Genomic DNA, 18986 nt, shown 5'->3' with positions numbered 1-18986 from the left:
ATTTTTAAAGAGTTTTTAGAAAATGCTCTATGGATTCTAAAATTAATATAAATTTTGAATATAACGAAGTGTTACCGCTTTTTAGCTCTTCTTCAAAGTCTATTGCAGTTTGGTACCCTTCTTCAAAACCAAACATTCCAATTTTATGTTTTAGTTTATGAACATTTTCTGCTGCTTTATTATATGTTTTTGAGGTATAATTTTTAAGAAATTCATCTTTTTCATCAGGGAATTCTCGCTTTACAATACCAATTAATTTTTGTTCAAAAGACTCAGAACCAGCCGCCAATTCTTTAATATATATGAGATTTGGAGTTTCGTTCATATGTTATTTTTTTAATGTAAAATAGAAAGTAGTTCCTTGTCCTTCTTCAGACTCGATCCAAATTTTTCCATTATAAAATTCTACTATTTTTTTTACGATCGATAACCCAATACCTGTTGATTTTTTTTCGTCATCAAGAGTTTGAAATATCTGAAATATCTTGTTGTGATATTTTTCAGAAATTCCTCTTCCATTATCTTTAATACCAAACTTCCAGAAATTAGGGATTTCTTCATACATTACTATGACCTCTCCTTTATCTTTATCTATTGCTTGTATAGCATTATTAATTAAATTCTGAAATATTTGTTTAATTCTTGATACATCTGCATATATAACAGGAAGTTGATTGTGTATGCTAATTTTTATATGATCAGGAGGATGTATTACATGTGTAATATCTCCGATTAGAGTATTTAGATCAATATCAGATTCGAGATTTTTTGTTCTATCACTAATTATAGAATATTCTAAAATTCCACTAATTAGATTATCCATTTTTTCAATATTCTGATCAATTAAATTCAGGTTCTTTAGTATTGGCGCTTCAAGTCCTCCTTGGGTATCTTCTTTTATCCAGTTAATAAGCGTATTGATACTTCGTAATGGAGATTTTAAATCGTGAGATACCACATGCGCATAATCGTTAAGCTCTTTATTACTTTTTTCTAAATCCTTGAGTAACAATTCTCTTTGTTTCTCGACTTTTGAAATTTGAACAGCCTGTTCTTCGATCATTACAGCTAGTTCGATTCCTGAGAGTTCATCCCCATTTTTTCCTCCTTTCATATTTTTGAAAGTTATGGATTGAAGAATTCTAGTGGCATCGGTTAAACTGGCAATTACTTTTTTTTGCTGTTCTGCTTCTTTCTGAAGTTTTTGGTTGGCATCAAATAATTCTTTAGAACTTATAGACATTGCCCTCTGTAACATACCTAGTTGATCTTCAAAATTGTGATAGGATCTATCAATAGCACTTAAGAATTTTTCGGAATACTGAGATTCTTTATGTTCAGTATCCAAATGTTTTTTGATTTGTCTGGTCAATAATGAGTGCATACTATTCACTAAATAAAGTTAAAGTCATTGTTTGATTGTGTAACTCACAGTTTGAATTTTTTCCTTCAAAAGGAGATAGTTCGCCATATGAATAAAATCCAGCTACGGTAGCTTGAGCGCCAATAGATTCTATAACTTCTTCTACTTCTTCCTCAACACGTTGATCCATGACTAATTTTCTACCGATACAGCTTACCAATAATGCTAGTTCGGGTTTATGCTTTCTGTCTCTCATTCCTATTTCTGCTGCTTGCAATGCTCCATCTACAATATTATCAATATGTCCCATCATTAATTGAACGACGGCTCCTTCTGGTACATCTCCTGCCAGTGTCATCGTATTGGTTTTCTCATCGATCGATAAAATTGTTCTTACAATAGGCTCTTCTTTATCTTTGGACTTAACACTAAGCGGATATAATAAAGCAGATTGAGGAAGTTCTGCAGCTTTATCACCCAAATATTTTTTGTATAAATCCAGGGCAGGTTGGTTGTCTAATTCATATAATACATTCTGATCAGATTTTGTAATAATTCGCTCTGGTCCAAAAGCAGTCCATCCTCCATATTGGGCATAACTAATCTCTAGAGATTCACCATAAAAGGCGATTAATATAACCTCTCCTTCTTTAGGGTTTTCATTATAACCCGATATTGTTTTTTCAAATCTCGAATCGTCACCACAGAGTCCACCCGTTATTGCAACATTGTCGATCATTGTTTCGAGGCCTTCAATTAATGCCGAACCGTTTACAAAACTTCCTTCAGAAATAATGAAAACATGTTTTAAACCTTCTTTTGGTACTTTTTGAATCAGTTTATTTCCTAGTCGTACTGCATCTTTATTATTGTCGATACTATTTTCACGAAATATAACATAAGTACTTTTTTCAAATTCTATGGCAGTTAGTGCTATTGAATCATCAAGAACTTTACCGCCAATAATTTCACCAGCAGTAGAACCGATAACAATTTCTCCATCTGGGAATAGTTTTTTTACGTCATTATAAACTTCTGGGTCTTCTAGTTCATATCGATTTCCGAAAACCAACACTAAAGGGTTTTTTAGTTTTTTTTCTGTTGTTACAACGGCAGTCCATTCTTGATTTTTTCTCTTTTCAAATTGTTGAAATCTCATATGCCTATTTTTTTAATGTGAAGTAAAATGTTGTACCCATACCGAATTCACTTTCCAGCCAAATATCTCCTTCATACAGGTCTATTATTTTTTTAACAATGGCGAGTCCGATTCCCGAAGAATTTTCATTGTCTCCTACAGATTGGAACATTTTAAATATCTTCTCGTGATGTTCTTTTTTTATACCTATACCATTGTCCTTAATTTTAAAGAGGTAATAGGTCTTTTTGTCTTCATAATTGATTTCTATTTTTCCGATTTCTTTATCGTTATAAATTACAGCATTACCAATTAGGTTTTGAAAAAGTTGTTGAATTCTGGTAATGTCACCATTGATTACAGGAAGTTTATTTTTAATAGAAATCGTTATATTTTCTGGTATTAATACAGTATTTTTTATCTCACCAATAAGTATATTAAGATCTATTTTTTTGGTTTGTAGGCCTTCTTTGTTACTTACACTAGAATAACTAAGGATATCATTGATGAGAGTTTCCATTTTTTCCAATGTATTTTCGATCATGGTAAAATGGCGTACCCCGGTTTTATCAAGTGTATCAACATGATCTTCTTTAATCCAGTTTACAAGAGCATTAATACTTCTCAAAGGTGATTTTAGATCATGAGAAACGATATGCGCATAATCCTTAAGTTCCTGATTTGTTTTTTCCAGATTTTTTACGAGTTGATCCCTTTGTTTTTCTACCTCTAGTTGCTCTGTAATATCTTCTACTAGGGCAACCATATATTTAATATTTCCGTTAGGATCTCGTACTGCGGCTACATTGGTTTTTGCCCAGAATGTGGATTTATTTCGTTTTACATACCTCCTATTTATAGAAAAATCATCAATCTCACCAGTATTCATTTTCTCCATATTACTGGCCGAGGCTTCGTATTCATCTTTTAAAGAAATATCTTTGATCTCCATTTGTAGTAGTTCCTCTTGCGTATATCCCAATAAATTCTGGAAAGCTTTATTGGTTTGAAGTATTTTTCCAAATTGAGAAAGAGCAATTCCTAAAGACGAATTTTCAACAATAACAGATAGTTGTTTTTTTTGCTCTTCGAATATTTGTTTTTGTATAAGCTCATCAGTAATGTCCGTTACAATACCTTGTGCTCCAATTGGAGTTTTATTTTTATCAAAAATAAGACTGGCATTGATATGAACGGTACGTACTCCATTATCTTTTGTATATACTCTGGCCTGGTAATTAGAAAAAGAACCTTTGGTGACCAGTTCCTGAAAAGAAACCATGGCATATTTATAATCTTCTTTATAAATAAGTTTTACAACATTTAGTTTTTCTTCTGTAATATCGTATCCAAATAAATTTCTGGCGGCATAATTCATCTCCAGAACATTACCAAAAATATCCATTCGAACATAGGCATCCAGTAAATTATCAAAAACACCTTGTAACTCAGATTCCTTTGTACCAACTTGATCTTCTAGCTTTTCATTGGTATCCTTTAATTCTTGAGTGATTAGATAAAGTTCTCGAGATTTATCTTCAAGAATTTTTTCTGCTTGTTTTCGAGCTAATTTCTCTCTTTGTATAGCTCTTTTTAGTATTTCTATATCATCACTACTCATTTGTTTTCACGATACTAAATTTTACTTCCGTTCCATCTGATGTGAGTTTTTCTAGAGTGATTGTAGCCGTAGCATCAAAATGCTCAAAAGTTTTGCGCATTAATCCAAGTCCAAAGCTGTACATAGCTCTACTGGATTTATAAATCATGACCAGTTTAGAAGCTGTTTTTTCTTGTATTTCAAAAGTGGGAAGTTCTGCATCAGGATATATTTTTCGAACTTCGACATGAATATGATTTTCGATAGAAGATAGCATTTCTATTGGATCGTTGTATTTGTTAATTAAATCGGGGTAACTACTAGCTAGGACAGAAAAAAAATGTTCGGCGTAGGTAAGAAGAAGGTCATCGATACTTAGTTTTGTATGCTCGCTAAGATGCTTTAACAATCCTAGCATTTCAGAAAAATCGTAAGTACCTATAGCAGTATATGCTCCTTGTGAAGGCAGATTAGACTGTTGGATGATTTTGTCAACTACCGCTAACCCGAATTTATCTTCGACTAATTCTAAAAATTCTGTAAATACTATTCCTTTCATTCTTTTAAAAACTTTTTGGTTAGACGCCTTTATACCTCAAAAATACTGTTATGTTGTAGTTTCGAATGATTGTGTGTAATCTTGAAAGAAAACAATATAGGGGTAGTTCTCAGTATTTTAAATTAAATTACTTTAACTCAAACTGATGTTTTCTTTTGGGGTATAAAAACAGATAAGAACTTCTATAATGACAATATATTTACATTAAAAAGAAAATTATTTCATGTCTATATTATTTCTGAAGTTAATAAAGATAACCGTTATACTTTTAAAAGCTCATTAACACTCCAGTATTCAATTAAACATTTTATTTTATGTGTGTATTCTTCATATTTTAATGGTTTAACAATATAACCTGCAGCTCCAATTTTGTAAGACTCTTTAAGATCTTGATGATTATTAGAGGTACTTAAAATGATCACCGGTATGTATTGTAACGATGCATTTGACTTTAACTCCTTCAGAAATTCTAAACCATTCATTTTAGGCATATTTAGATCAAGAAAGATAATATCTGGTTGTTGATCTTTTTGAGCTAAAATATCTAAAGCTTCCTCACCATTTTTGGCCTCTACAATTTTATGCGGATAGCCATTTTTATCTATAACTCTAGCAAATTTTAGTCGTTCTATTTCATCATCATCTATTAATAAAAAAGTCAAACTCATTATTTCAGTGTTTTAAGTTAGGTTAAAAAATGTTCTTTAACAACACTAAAGGTCTCCTTTTTAGGGAGAATTTTATTATTTCTTTCGTTGAAATGCATTTTTAGTGTAGACGAATGGTAATTTTTTGTAGATAAATGGAAGATTGAAAAAACAACAAAATTAGAGTGTAAAATGTGAATTTTATAGAGAAAAGTGGTACTCAGGATAGGTTCATTGATCACTTCTGAAAATATAGTTGTATCATTACAACACAATTAAAAAAATAACCCTTCATTTTATTAAGACAATGCGAGACAACCCTCAAGAAACATCAGATCTAAAATTGAAAAATGAAAATGAAACGGAAATAGATACAATTATTATTGGTTCTGGAGTAGGAGGACTTGCTTCTGCAATTTGTCTTGCTCGTAGTGGTCAACGTGTATTAGTTCTCGAACAACACGATGTGCCTGGAGGGTGGTGCCATAGTTTTTATCTAAATGGGTATCGTTTTACACCTGGAGTGCATTATGTAGGGTTGTTAGATAAAGGGCAATCTACAAGCGAGCTTTATGAAGGATTGGGGATTGCAAATGATCTCGCTTTTTTTAGAATGAATACACAAGCATACGAACATTGCTGGATTGGTGATGAGCGTTTTGATTATCCTGCTAATTTTGATGAATTATGTGACTCATTATCACAACGTTTTCCAGAAGAAAAGAAGAATATTAAAAAATACCTCACTATGGTTCGTACAGTGAGTCGACAAATACAATTAATTCCTAAAATAAAAGGTTTTTGGGATCACGTTACTATTCCTTTTCGAACAAAATACATGGGGAAATATGCATTATTTAGCTTAAAAAAGGTGATCGGTTGGTATCTCAAAAACCCATTACTCAAAACGATACTTAATATACAATATGGTGATCATGGATTACCACCGGGTAAGGCAAGTTTTCCACTGCATTGTGCAGTAATGGATCATTATTTTGACGGTGGTTTTTATCCCATGGGCGGTGGCGGAGCTATAGTAAAGGCAATGACTAATGCAATCAAAAAACATGGTAGTGAAGTACGTACCGGTCAAAGTGTGAAACGTATTTTGGTAGAAGGAGAAAAGAAAAAACGAGCTATTGGAGTCGAGCTCGAAAACGGAGAGAAAATTCTTGCCAAAAGGGTGATCTCTAACGCAGATCCGGGAAAAACCTATTTAGATATGGTAGGTCGTGATAATATAAGCCGTAAATTATTAAAGAAACTTAATAAAACAAAATATTCGTGTACATCACTTATGCTGTTTTTGACTGTGGATATGGATCTTCGAAAAGCAGGATTGGATTCTGGTAATATTTGGATGATGCCCAAAAATGCAGATATGGATGAGCAATTTGCAGAGATGCAAAGAATTGATATTGAAGAAGGCGATGAATTTGCTGGTCTTTTTATAAGTTGTACAACTCTTAAAGATCCTATAAGTTATGATGGCCGATATCATACTATGGAAGTAATTACTTATATTAATTATAAGGCTTTTGAAAGATTTGAAAATGAGAATAAAGAACGCTCTCCAGAATATCTGCAATTCAAAGAAAAATTGACTCAAAAGTTTGTGAATAGCTTGGAAAAAGTAGTTCCTGGGATTAGTGACCATATTGTACAAAAAAAATTAGGAACTCCGATTACCAACGAGTACTATATAAATTCTACCGATGGTTGTGTGTACGGTACCGAAAAAAGTTTACGTCATATTGGTCCTTTAGCATATAAACCAAAAAGTGAGATCGAGAATTTATACCTCTGTGGCGCTAGTATTGCATCTCATGGAGTAGCAGGAGCAAGTTATTCTGGAGTTCAGACAGCTGCACTAATTCTCAAATGTAGACAAGATGATCTTATACAACCAGATGTGGATCTAAATCAGGATGTTCGTATTTATGATGCCGAAGATTCTTCTGATTATCCAGACTGGATGCTTCGTAAAATAGAAGTTAAAAAATCACGTTTGGCTACCGATGATAATAGATTCTCTTCTGTTAAAGAAAAGTAATCTCTACTTGATATATTAACGTTATCCTATTAGATTATAAAACCTAATTGGGATAACGTTATTACTTTCTTTTGTATTCTTTACTTTTCATCATAAGGGATATAATCTTCCCAATACCATGGTGTATACGTATCTGCAATTGATATTTCTAATAGCTCTTTAAAAATACTTTCTCCATTATCACTATTGGTCATTATCATTATACCCTTTTGTGCTTCTGGAAATATAATTGAATAATGCTGAAATCCATTGCCATGGCATTCTTTAAACGCTCCAAAACCATAAGGAGTTTTCAAAATACCCCAACCTAATCCATAACTTAACTCAATAGGATCATTTTGTGTAGAATCTTTTAGAGCTAGTGGTCCAAATTGCTTGATAGAATGAATTCTAAACTGTGGTTTAAACAGTTCATTCCAAGAGTTTCGTGTGATAATTTTTTGTTGTAATACGGCTTTAAGAAACTTCGAATAATCTTCTGGAGTAGTTTCTAATGTACTACCTCCTCTTGGCTCATTGTCTATATCTTTTTTAAAACGCTCACTTGTGATAGTATGACCATATGCAAAGTTATCTTCAAATAATGGTGACCATTGGTAACTAGAGCGACTCATGTTTAATGGTTCGAAAATTAATTCCTGCGCTAATTCCTCCAGATTCTTTCCCAGTATTTTCTCTAATACGACTTGCAGGTAAATAAATCCTTCTCCAGAATAACTATACCTGCTTCCTGGTTCACGGTTTACACGCAGTTGATAATCCGATTCCATCCACCGGGAATTAGCAAAACCTGTAGTGTGTGTCAAACACATACGAGCCGTTATTTTATGATATAGGCTATCGTTTTTTAAGGCAGAAAAATCATCATGCCAACGTGTAAGTGGTTTGTACTCGTATATTTTTTTGGGTAAATAAGACTCTAAAGCTGTGTCGAGATCAATAACACCATCTTCTACCAATTTCATTACGAGTACTCCAAAAACTGCTTTACTAAAAGAACCTCCATAGATATTAGTAGAATCATTTAGAGCTAATTTTTTATCATAATCTTTATACCCAAAGGCCTTCTGATATGTAACTTCATTGTCATTAAAAATAGTAACTGCAATCCCAGGTATATTTGCCTTTTTGATGAGTCGATTAATTTTAATTGTTAATGAATCTTTAGCTATTTCGGTTCCATCTAAACGTATAATATTTTGTGCTTTCGCTTGAGTGCAACTTGTGAAATACATAGTACTTGTCAATAGTAATATTATCATTTTTTTGGATACAGTTTTTTTAGTACTGCTTATAAACGGAAATGATAATGGGTAATAACATTTTTGTGAATTAACGACTCTTACTATATTAAATAACATGCAAATTATACTAAATGGGATTACAGATATAAACAAGAAAAACCCCCATTTCTCAATAGTTACAAGGGCAACTAGTGATAGTAAGTATAGTATACTCATCGTTATCTGAAAATTAATAATTTTTATACCATGACTGTTGTATAGCTCATTATCTTCTCTCTTATGAATCCAAATAAATAAAGGAAGAAGTATATTTGCAAGTGGTATTATAAAGCCTAAAAAAGGAGTGCTATGTAATAATATTAACCATTTTTTCTGTATCGTTTCTTCTTTTGGGTTTTCTAATATCAATAAATCATTCACTTCAATATCTAATGCAGTAGCTAACAATTTTACAGTTTGAAGATGTGGAGTTACATCTCCTTTTTCTATACGCTGGATAGTACGAATTGTAACTTGTGTTTTCTCTGATAATTCTTCTTGAGTATACCCTTTTAATTTTCGTTGATACACTAAGTTTTTAGCAATTGATTGGGTTTCCATAATTATATTTTTGTTTGATACAAAGCTATGGAGAGCTCCTTGTTGTTGTAACGACATTTAGATGTCACCTATCTGTCATTTATCTATTTTATCTAGATAGATCCTATTTTCTTCTATAGTAATGTTGATTTACTACTTAGTCACCCTATAGATTAATAGTTTTCTTCTTATGAGAAATCAAAACACAACACTCTACAACACCATTATGATTTTATACAGGATATGTTGTAGCCATTATGAGTATCTTATTGTTTGTCGAAGATAGCTAAAATCAATCTAGAGATTGCAAGATTTCTTTGGAGGTAGGAGTACTCCATAAATCAGAAAAGACATTATTCCATTTCCCTTTTATCAATAACAATTACAGGTTTCCTGCTTAGCTTAGGAAATTGAAGTTTCTGAATATCTTTTTTATCGTGAAATTCAATTTTTGGAGATACTCTTAACTTTGCTCTAAAATGATCTTTTATATCATGAAGTAATTCTTCTGTAGGGGTTTTTGTAACTATTTTAATTAAAATTTCGTCTGTACCTATTGTATTATGAAAAATTTCGATGATATAATTCTCTACCTCATTAAAATCATTGAGAATATTATCCATGGCGGGAGGGTATAAGGTTGTTCCTTTATACTTGATCATCTGTTTTTTTCTTCCTACTACTGGCCCCAAACGCATTGTATTGCGCCCACATGCACAACTTGAAGTATGTGCCTTGATCATATCTCCTGTTTTAAATCGCAATAAAGGCATTGCTTCTACTCCTAAAGTAGTAACGGTAAGTTCTCCTACCTCACCAGGAGAAACAGGGCTGTTGTTGTCGTCTAGAATCTCTGCAATAATAAGCTCTGGATGATGATGCCCACCTTGTTGCTCGCTACACTCTGTAAAAGCGGTATTCATTTCTGTAGATGCATAGGTAGAGTATAATTCGATGTTCCAGGTGTCTTTTATGTTTTTTGCAAGTGTGTTTAACGAAAAATCTTGATTTCTAAGAGATTCTCCTATACAAATAGCACCTTTTATTCCAGAAGCATTGAGGTCAATATCGTGTTCTTTGGCATATTTAATTAGTTTCAATAAAAATGAGGGAACTACGATTAGGTAGGTAGGTTTAAATTTTAAAATAGAATCCCATTGTAATTCGGGGATTCCAGCTCCTACGCGTATGATTCCTGCTCCTAATTCTCGAGCGCCCAGGAAATAGGCTAGTCCCGCCATAAAACGCCTGTCGATGGTTGTCATTAATTGCATTACATCTTCCTTTTGCACACCAGCACAGGCAAAAGAAATTGCTTCGTTATAAGCTAGCCTTTTTAAATCATTATCTGTTAATGCAAAAGTAACAGGTTCTCCCAAAGTTCCCGAAGTAGTAACATAATCTATGATTTCGCTTTTTGGTACGCAGATAAAATCATCATTAAACTGTTGCAATTGCTCTTTGGTAGTAACTGGTATTTTTACTAAATCCTCTAATGTATTAATCGTCGAAGGAAGAATATTATGCTTTGCAAAAACACTTTGATAATAAGTAGAATGCGTATCTAAATAAGATATTAATTTCTTTAATTCTTGCTCTTGTACTTTTTTGATCTGAGCCAACGATGCTTTTTCTATTTCAGGAATCATTGTTTTAATTTCCTTTTTAATTTTTTAATATACAAATCGATTTCACGTTTGTCGGGAACTGTCGTAATTTCTTTTTTACTTGCCTCCTCAAAAGCATGTAATGCCGCGGTATAATATTTTTTTTCGTAATAATATTTACCAATTAAATAGTATACTTCCCAATACTCTGGATTGGTCTTCTGAAAATCTCCAATAAAAGAAGAATCCAACATTTTTTTGTTGTCAATTGCTATTTGAATCTCCTTACTTAATCGCCTGTAGTTTTCATAATCTTTATATGCCTTAGTAAATTGAAAAGAGTCTTTTTCAATATTTAATTCAGATTGAGATAATGCTGCCTTTGTCGGTCTTTTATTAAAAATATCATTGAGATTATAGGCAACAAATTCTCCTAATTGATATGGGCTTGATGATACCCAAACCATACGATCTTCTGGTTTAAAAACAATACCATGATGCGCTAATAATTGATTTAAAGCTTTTTCATTACCGTATCCAATCTGTTTGTTGTTTAATCCTTCTTTATTTCTTAGAATATCAACAGCAATTTGTGGTGTTACTTTTGGTTGTTGTTGCAATAGCTCCAGCATTCTTTTATAACGATATTGAGAATGACTTTCTGCGATATGTTTTATATTGTTTTGATCATCAGAATAAGCCTCACTTTGAAAATGATTAGAACAAATTAATTGATTAGAGTTAGAGACTTCATAAACACCAAAGTTTTTGGGAGAAACCTCAATAGTAATTGCCTTTTTATCTTTTGCGCTTCCTATAAATATTGATTCAGATACAAAAACTTCTCGTTTTTTTGCTATTGCTATTGCTTCATCTATTGTTGAAGCATATTGTAAAATCTCACGAGCCAAAATTGAAATTGGTGTTTTTGCTAATAAAGGGATCTTGGATTTTCCTGCATTTATAGTTATTGTAAGTCCATGTTCGTTCATTCCCGAAACCACACCAATCATTCCTCCCCAGGTTACAGACATAAATTTATGGCCTTCTGTTGGACTTACAAAAGCAATGATTTTATCTTTGGCAAAGTCATCACCAGCATAAAAATCAAAATTCCTACCAATGATCAAATCACCATCTACAGTTTTTTCTCCCCAGGCGGCAAATGAAGAGCACCCTACTAATGCTAAATCTTGCAAAGCATGCCCTATATCATGCGCACCATGAAGGTATAGTATTCTTAGATAGTTCTCTGCTATATGATTATAATCGTTTGATGCATATTTTGAAAGTCCGTATATTTCTGCTTTATACTCTGCAGGAATGTGTAAATACATTTTCCTATTATACCAGGCTACAACTTTTCTTAATAAATATTGTTTTGTTTTTGAAGGCACTAATTCTCCAACCTTAGATAGAAAAGCATGTTCTTGCTTTTTAAATAATTCTTGTGTTAGACTCCCGGTTTGTAAGCCTATTTGCAAAGGATCTCCTTCTACATAAAGTTCCCATAAACCTTGTTTGTTTTTACTAAGAAAACTATTCCCGATAGTAAAAACAGAATCCGAAACTTTAATTCTTTCTTCAATAGAAGAAGAATAGGCACTAACATCAGGAATATCCTTTATAGATCTAGAAACGCCACACGACATTAATAGAAAAAGGAGTGCAAAAAAGCACAGCCATTTTGTACAACAAGATGTTTTTGAGAACATACTTCTTTGTTTTTTAGATGCTCGTTATTTTAATTTTTCCCATTGCCTAAATAGTTTTTTGTTCTTTATTGGCTTCCAGTATTTTATCAAGTAAATAATCTTTACCGATTATTTCTGAGCAAGTAGTGACTGCACTAATAGTGACTCCTAAAATACCATGCATATTTAAACTCTGGCCAGTAAACATTAAGTTTTTAATTTTGGTTTTTGGAGATAAAAAAGAGTGCATAGGTTTATTAACATCTTTGACATAACCATACATCGATCCTTCATTACTACCGATATAATCTCTGTAGGATAATGGTGTTGAAGTGTATGTTTCTTGAATACAATCTCTTATATTCGGAAATTTTTTCTCTAATGCATTAATAATTTTTTCAGCTTTTTCAGCTTTAAATTCTTCATAGGTTTGTCCTCTTTCATTTTTATTAGCTACCGTATTAAATGTGTTTTCCCAAGGTTCAACTTCTTCATAACGCATATATGTCATTACAGCAATACTATCACCATATTCATCTGTGTTTTTATTAATCCCCATAGTCATCATATATCCTTCTGGCCAACTTTCCTGTGTATAACTTTGTGTATCCCAAACCCTATCTGGATGATTAAAATGATAGAAGTTTTTGTTTTGATAAGCAAAAGTGTTAGGTTTTAATACGATATATAATGTAAAAGCGGCGATTGTGCTTTCAATCTTATGTACTCGATTGGCATATGATTTTCTAAATTTATCCTCTCCTGCTAATTTTAAAGTGAGTTTTGGCTCAATATTAGAAATAAACAAATCTCCTTTTATTTCTTTACCATTTTTACAGGTAACAGAACTGATTTTACCATCATCAAATCCAAATTTAGTAACCTCATGGTGTTTGTATGTTTCACCACCATATTCTTTTAATCTTTTAATTAAAACTTTTGTAATCTGGCTCCCTCCATTTATACACCGATATGAACTTTCGATATATGAGTTAATACATAAAGCGTGTACATAAAAAGGAGTACGATCACTATCCCCGGCATATAAATAATTTGTTCCTGCAAGAACTCCTTGTAGTTTTTTGTTATCTGTAAGGGAATTGATATAAGATTTTGCATTGAGACCAAAAATTTCAGTATCATCAAAGTAAGGTTTACCTTGTTTTAGCTGGTAAAGCGGAAATTTAAGACATGTTTCTTTTAATTTATCACAATAGGTTATAATGGCTTCTTCCTCTTCTGGGAATTGATCTACTAAAATTTTTATGAAATTTTCATATCCTTGAGCATGTTTGTATTCTTTTTCATCACCTTCAAAAGTTATGATATCAAAACCGTCTTCATCTAGTTTTTTTAATTTTAAGTCATCAACGATATTAATGTATTTAAAATATTGATATAGGTTTTGTCCTTTAGAAAGGCCGCCAATATAGTGTACTCCTGTATCAAAAATAGTTTTATCCCTTACAAAGGTTTGTAAATTTCCTCCATACTGATTGTTTTTTTCTAACACACATACACTATAGCCTTCTTTGGCTAAAATGATAGCAGAAACCAAACCACCCAAACCACTTCCGATAATTACAATATCATAATGCTCTTTCATTCTTTAATTTTCTTTGTTTTTTAAAATAACCAGATTATTCTTTTGGTGATCGATCTCGAATCCCAAATTAGTAATTATCTGTGTATGTATATTTTGACCTTCTTTTAGTAAAATTAACAGATTAATTTTACTGCTTAGTACCTTTTCTAATTCATTTTGTGTAATTGTAGCTAAATTTATAATAAGAACACTTGCATCATATGCCATTGTTTCTTCTAAATTATCGACACAAATAATTTTACTATGATTATTAGTAATATAGCTGTTTTTAACAATATCCCTAGTGTTTTTGTTTTCTATATAATTAATAATCTTTCTGTCTGGACTATCTAGAGATAATAGGAAATCTAATTGACCAGAATCTTTTGAAATATGAAGTATAGTTTCTTTTTTTCCGACTGTGTCTATAATTATTTTATAAATTTCTTTATTAATTTTTAGATCGTTTAGTACTTCTTTATATAGAGAGTCACCTTTGTATCGGTATTCTTCAAGAATAATATTATTAAAGTAGGCATCATGTTCTATCTCATTTCTAAGTTTTCCAAATTCACTTTTAAAATACGCCCCGATTTGCTTTGTCTTTCTAGCATAGTTTTCGCCAAAACTAGTATCGTTTGCTTTTATTCTATCGAGTATTTTGATAGTTATACTACCATCTTTAATAATAAAACTTCCTTTTGGAAGCACTTCGGAATTTCCGTGAATAAGTATCGGAATGATGTCTAACCCAAATTGCTCTGCAAGATAAAATGCTCCTTTGTGAAATCGTTTAATTTTATTGGTATTAGATCTTGTCCCTTCAGGAAAGGCAATAAGAGAGTAGCCTTGATCAACTTTCTTCTTTAAATGATCTAATCCATTCTCTATACCACTAGACACTGGATAAAAACCTGCTAATTGAACTGCTTTTCCAAAAACAGGAGAGTTGTACACCCAATCATTTACCAGGAAAATAATTTTTGGATATAACATTCCTATTGCCAAAATGTCTAAAAATGAAGTATGATTAGCAATGATAACCCCTGGTTTTTTGAAGGTTTCATTACTTTGATTAATGATTTTTTTACGTACAAAAGGGTTTGTATATAGTACTGATCCCATAAATTTTGACATTATTTTATGAAACCATTTCATTTTCATTTTTTTAGGTAACGGGATAATTTTTATCAGAAATACACTAAATAATGAAAGTAGTAAGCCTCCTATACCATAATAACAAAAAGAAAGAACAGAATGTATAAATAACCTAAGTGTTATCGGTCTTTTTGTTTTACTTCCAATAAAAAGTCTAAATAATTGAGGTTGAATTGTAAATGAAATAACAATTGCAGATAATATGCCGATAATAGAAAGTAATGATATCGTATATAGCGCAGGGTGTTTAGCAAATATTAAAACACCTACTCCCAAAATAGTAGTGATAACAGATAGAATAATTGATGTTTTATGAGTTGCTAATGCTTTTTCCCCGGTTCTATATTCATGTAGTAACCCATTAGTCATAAAAATACTATAGTCAATCCCAAGACCAAAAATAAAAGTTGAAATTATAATATTAAAGATGTTAAACTCTAATGAAAATAATCCCATTATACCAATTGTTAGCAACCATGTGATCGCTATAGGAATACTTGTCACTAGGGTAAGAGATAAACTTCTATAAAATAATAAAAGGATAAGCAGCACAACAATTAATGAGTAACCTACTAGTTTGTTAAAGTCATTTTTTAGATTCCCTAAAAAAGTTTCATTCATATGTTTCCTGTCAATAACAATAGTTTGAGGCTGATCTTTAAAAATATCAACTATATGTTGCGCATTTTCATCTTTTACCTTAACGAGTGTTGTTGCAGTGATGAAATCATCTTTTGTTGTTATATAATCTGCAATAGAAATTGTTTTTAAAGCATTATAATCTGTAATTTTAAGAGGCTTGAAATTCGATTCTAAGAGGGTGTAAAAAGCATTAAAACTATTAGGTTTAAAACCTAATTTGTTTCCGCTTTCAATAAGATTAGCTTTTGTATCTGCTATGGTATTAGTGTTCCAGAAAGAATTCCATCTCGAAATTCTTTCTTTTTGAGCTTTTTCTGAATAAATTAAAGATCCAATCGAGCTAAAATCAATTACTTTTCCTTCAGCTTTTAGTATTTGTAGCTTTTTGAAAATCTTGTCATTTATTTGTAAAGCACCTTGCTCCGAATCTTCATAGGCTGCCAGATAAATTGATTTTGAAGCAATATTAGTCAGAGCATCTAATCTTAATTGTGCATCTTTTAGCTCTTGTGGCTCAAAGTTTAGCTTAGAAATGTCATTATTAAACTGTACTTTGTTATAGGTAAACAAGCTTACAATTAGTAACAACGTTAATACTATAATTGCCCATTTGTTTTTATGTAAAGGATATTGAGCGGCATTATCGATTAATGTTGTTTTTGGCTTTTTTTGAGAAGTGCTTTTATATACTTGAGGTATAAAAATTAATGCGAAAAAAGAGGACCCGACAACGCTAATTGCTGCAAAAATACCTAAATCCTGAAGGGCTTGTGATTCTAAAAATAATAAACATAAAAATGCTAAAGCTGTTGTTAAACTACTCATTAAAACCGGAGTAGTGATTTCTTTGTAAACAGCTTTTATATTGGTAGTACTTCTTATATGTGTTAGAATATGAAGTGAATAATCCAAAGTAACCCCTAGCAGTACAGAGCCAATACCCAGGGATATTGCAGAAATTTTTACGCGAATTAAATACAATAAAGCAATAGCTAATAACCCTCCGAAAATTGTTGGAACAAATAAAATAATCGGAATAGTAATTTTTCTATAAAAGAAGATAAGTATGATCAATAAAATAGTAATAGCAATACTAATGGTTAGTTGGATATCGCGTTTTATTTGCTTAGCATTTGCTACAGCGATTAAAGCACCTCCAAAATATTCACTTTGTACTTTATCTTTAAAAAGACCATTGAGTTGATTGTTTATTAGATAAAGATCTTCTACAAACGCAGCATTCTTGGCTGTTTCGCTAGATTTTAATTTAGGAGTTATAAATAATAGAACATGATTTTGATCTTTACTAAGTAAAAAACCATTGTGCAATGTGAAATCATCACCAAAACTAAGTTGCTGTAATTTTTTTAAGGCAATAAATGATAACCCCAAGGGGTCCTTTAAAATATTATCTTTTGCAATGATTCCTGTAGGAGAAACTAAAGTTTTATAATTACTATTTGTGATAGCCTCAACACTATCTTTTTGAATTTTATTTTTAATGTCTTTATAATCATTTTCTTGTAAAAAAAGAGGAAGATTTTTGTACACAAAATCCAAAGTGTTAAAAATATCTTCTTCTTCGACCTTACCTTGGATTTGGGTAATGTGCTTACCAGATCTTAGAGTAACGCTATCAATAAATTGTGCTGCATACTGAGTGATATCATCAACCGATCCTCCTGGTTGACGTGTGATATTTACTATAATTTTATCGGCAAAATTTACTGATTTTAATACTTTTTGAATCTCAGAAGTCTTATCATTTGTAGGAATCAATTTGGTGATATCTTCTTCAAATTGAATTTTTGAAGCTATAAATAATAAACCCGAAATAATGAGTACAAATATTCCAAAGCTTGCAACTTTTTTGGAAACAATAGATGTATATAAACTATAAAAAAAGTTATCCATTATGATGCATTATTTTTTTTATAAAAAATGATAAGAAATACATATGCCAAAATCCCTATAGTAAAAGCAGAAATTATGGCTAAGGTAAAACTACCTACAATATAGGTTTTTAGACTTTTTATCATTTCAAAATTTTCACCAATATTGGTAAATGATGGTTGAGATTCTCCTAAAACAAAACTACCGACTTTTAAACTCATAAAAACGATAAAAGGAATGAAAGGGGGCAAACTTACATTAGAAAAAGCAAAAGCAATTACCTTATTTAGTTTTAAAACGACAGCTAAAAAGAGCACGAGTACTGTATGAAACCCCCATAGAGGTGACACCCCTATGAAAACTCCCAGAGCTACCGATAATGCCTTTTTTTGTGGGGAATCCTGACTTTCTAAGAAATCTTCAAAAAAGAAACGTTTTACTCCTTTTTTTTTAACTTTCCGGAATAAATTTCTCGGCTTTATATATAAAAAAGCCACCGTAACCAACCAGGTATTAAGAATACTTATTCGGGTAAAATCTTTAAAAGGCCTAAAATGTGATACCCGTTCGGTTTCATCATATAATACTTGTATTGGAATATTTTTTACAATTACATCACTCCAGGCTGCTTTTACAATAACTTCTATTTCAAATTCAAATTTTGAAGTATAAAAATTCAATTTTGCTAATTCTTCTAGTGGATATAATCTATACCCAGATTGTGTGTCCTGAAGTTTTGTACCGGTTTCTACCCAAAACCAAAAGTTAGAAAACTTATTTCCGAAACTACTTTTTTTAGGAACGCTTTCCTGGCTCATATTTCTGGCACCAATGAGTAAGATATTTTTATTTTCTGATTTTTCTAAAGCTGTAATAAAAGCTGGAATATCTTCAGGAAAATGCTGCCCATCAGAATCTATCGTAATTGCATACTTAAAACCTTGTTTTTGTGCAGATACAAACCCAACACGTAAAGCATTACCTTTTCCTTTATTTTTTGGCAGATGGATTTGTTGAACTTGAGGATATTCTTTTAATATCTCCTGAGTAGTATCTGTGGCCCCATCGTTTACAACAATAATATTTTTAGTGTAAAGTAATACACCATCTATAACCCGTCGTAATGTTTTGCAATTATTATAGGTAGGAATTATTACACATACGTTGAATAGGTCGATTTTTTGTTTTGTAAACTCTTTTATCACTCAATTGAAGTGTTTCAAT

Annotated in this window: 13 protein-coding genes; 1 reads left to right on the top strand and 12 read right to left on the bottom strand. The window is 31.5% G+C overall.

Annotation, left to right across the window (positions count from 1 at the left end):
- Positions 1 to 4: 4 nt before the first annotated feature.
- The 6 genes from AAFU52_RS04315 to AAFU52_RS04290 all read right to left on the bottom strand — a co-directional run bounded on the left by AAFU52_RS04315 (position 5) and on the right by AAFU52_RS04290 (position 5328).
- Complete coding sequence (locus AAFU52_RS04315) at positions 5 to 325, bottom strand: Hpt domain-containing protein (protein ID WP_024771964.1); 321 nt, start codon at positions 323 to 325, stop codon at positions 5 to 7.
- A 3-nt stretch (positions 326 to 328) separates the two neighbouring features.
- Positions 329 to 1384, bottom strand: a complete 1056-nt coding sequence (locus AAFU52_RS04310; RefSeq protein ID WP_024771965.1) for an ATP-binding protein — start codon at positions 1382 to 1384, stop codon at positions 329 to 331.
- Position 1385: 1 nt separating this feature from the next.
- Positions 1386 to 2522: an FIST signal transduction protein gene (locus tag AAFU52_RS04305; protein ID WP_024771966.1), complete on the bottom strand. Its 1137-nt coding sequence runs from the start codon at positions 2520 to 2522 to the stop codon at positions 1386 to 1388.
- Positions 2523 to 2526: 4 nt separating this feature from the next.
- A complete protein-coding gene (locus AAFU52_RS04300; protein ID WP_438425640.1) occupies positions 2527 to 4122 on the bottom strand; it encodes a sensor histidine kinase in 1596 nt (531 codons plus the stop codon).
- The gene (locus AAFU52_RS04295; RefSeq protein ID WP_024771968.1) at positions 4115 to 4660 is read right to left on the bottom strand and encodes a heme NO-binding domain-containing protein; all 546 of its coding nucleotides are present in this window, start codon (positions 4658 to 4660) and stop codon (positions 4115 to 4117) included. The genes AAFU52_RS04300 and AAFU52_RS04295 overlap by 8 nt, the downstream gene beginning before the upstream one ends.
- 260 nt (positions 4661 to 4920) lie before the next feature.
- On the bottom strand, positions 4921 to 5328 hold the full coding sequence (locus AAFU52_RS04290; protein ID WP_035092948.1) for a response regulator: 408 nt from the start codon (positions 5326 to 5328) through the stop codon (positions 4921 to 4923).
- A gap of 286 nt (positions 5329 to 5614) precedes the next feature.
- On the opposite strand from AAFU52_RS04290, the gene AAFU52_RS04285 reads away from it, so the two are divergent.
- Positions 5615 to 7360, top strand: coding sequence for a phytoene desaturase family protein (locus tag AAFU52_RS04285; protein WP_438425639.1), 1746 nt, complete (start codon positions 5615 to 5617; stop codon positions 7358 to 7360).
- Between the two features lie 80 nt (positions 7361 to 7440).
- Here AAFU52_RS04285 and AAFU52_RS04280 read toward each other — a convergent pair whose 3' ends face one another.
- The 6 genes from AAFU52_RS04280 to AAFU52_RS04255 all read right to left on the bottom strand — a co-directional run bounded on the left by AAFU52_RS04280 (position 7441) and on the right by AAFU52_RS04255 (position 18967).
- Positions 7441 to 9204, bottom strand: a complete 1764-nt coding sequence (locus AAFU52_RS04280) for a serine hydrolase (RefSeq protein WP_438425638.1) — start codon at positions 9202 to 9204, stop codon at positions 7441 to 7443.
- Between the two features lie 332 nt (positions 9205 to 9536).
- Complete coding sequence (locus AAFU52_RS04275) at positions 9537 to 10832, bottom strand: phenylacetate--CoA ligase family protein (protein WP_024771972.1); 1296 nt, start codon at positions 10830 to 10832, stop codon at positions 9537 to 9539.
- The gene (locus AAFU52_RS04270; protein WP_438425637.1) at positions 10829 to 12505 is read right to left on the bottom strand and encodes a C45 family autoproteolytic acyltransferase/hydolase; all 1677 of its coding nucleotides are present in this window, start codon (positions 12503 to 12505) and stop codon (positions 10829 to 10831) included. Before AAFU52_RS04270 ends, AAFU52_RS04275 begins: the two co-directional genes overlap by 4 nt.
- Positions 12506 to 12551: 46 nt before the next feature.
- The gene (locus AAFU52_RS04265) at positions 12552 to 14090 is read right to left on the bottom strand and encodes a phytoene desaturase family protein (RefSeq protein ID WP_024771974.1); all 1539 of its coding nucleotides are present in this window, start codon (positions 14088 to 14090) and stop codon (positions 12552 to 12554) included.
- Positions 14091 to 14093: 3 nt separating this feature from the next.
- Entirely contained in the window at positions 14094 to 17783 is a 3690-nt protein-coding gene (locus AAFU52_RS04260) for an MMPL family transporter (protein ID WP_438425636.1), read from the bottom strand.
- A complete protein-coding gene (locus tag AAFU52_RS04255) occupies positions 17783 to 18967 on the bottom strand; it encodes a DUF2062 domain-containing protein (RefSeq protein WP_438425635.1) in 1185 nt (394 codons plus the stop codon). Before AAFU52_RS04255 ends, AAFU52_RS04260 begins: the two co-directional genes overlap by 1 nt.
- Positions 18968 to 18986 lie beyond the last annotated feature (19 nt).

This window comes from Aquimarina macrocephali (assembly GCF_051627225.1).
GTDB lineage: Bacteria > Bacteroidota > Bacteroidia > Flavobacteriales > Flavobacteriaceae > Aquimarina > Aquimarina macrocephali.
Note: the sequence above shows the minus strand (reverse complement) of the source record. Positions and strands in the feature narration are given on the sequence as shown.

Bases quoted from the DNA above. Each gene is read 5' to 3' on its own strand.
- AAFU52_RS04315 (WP_024771964.1), bottom strand. From the start codon at position 325: ATGAACGAAACTCCAAATCTCATATATATTAAAGAATTGGCGGCTGGT.
- AAFU52_RS04310 (WP_024771965.1), bottom strand. From the start codon at position 1,384: ATGCACTCATTATTGACCAGACAAATCAAAAAACATTTGGATACTGAA.
- AAFU52_RS04305 (WP_024771966.1), bottom strand. From the start codon at position 2,522: ATGAGATTTCAACAATTTGAAAAGAGAAAAAATCAAGAATGGACTGCC.
- AAFU52_RS04300 (WP_438425640.1), bottom strand. From the start codon at position 4,122: ATGAGTAGTGATGATATAGAAATACTAAAAAGAGCTATACAAAGAGAG.
- AAFU52_RS04295 (WP_024771968.1), bottom strand. From the start codon at position 4,660: ATGAAAGGAATAGTATTTACAGAATTTTTAGAATTAGTCGAAGATAAA.
- AAFU52_RS04290 (WP_035092948.1), bottom strand. From the start codon at position 5,328: ATGAGTTTGACTTTTTTATTAATAGATGATGATGAAATAGAACGACTA.
- AAFU52_RS04285 (WP_438425639.1), top strand. From the start codon at position 5,615: ATGCGAGACAACCCTCAAGAAACATCAGATCTAAAATTGAAAAATGAA.
- AAFU52_RS04280 (WP_438425638.1), bottom strand. From the start codon at position 9,204: ATGGAAACCCAATCAATTGCTAAAAACTTAGTGTATCAACGAAAATTA.
- AAFU52_RS04275 (WP_024771972.1), bottom strand. From the start codon at position 10,832: ATGATTCCTGAAATAGAAAAAGCATCGTTGGCTCAGATCAAAAAAGTA.
- AAFU52_RS04270 (WP_438425637.1), bottom strand. From the start codon at position 12,505: ATGTTCTCAAAAACATCTTGTTGTACAAAATGGCTGTGCTTTTTTGCA.
- AAFU52_RS04265 (WP_024771974.1), bottom strand. From the start codon at position 14,090: ATGAAAGAGCATTATGATATTGTAATTATCGGAAGTGGTTTGGGTGGT.
- AAFU52_RS04260 (WP_438425636.1), bottom strand. From the start codon at position 17,783: ATGGATAACTTTTTTTATAGTTTATATACATCTATTGTTTCCAAAAAA.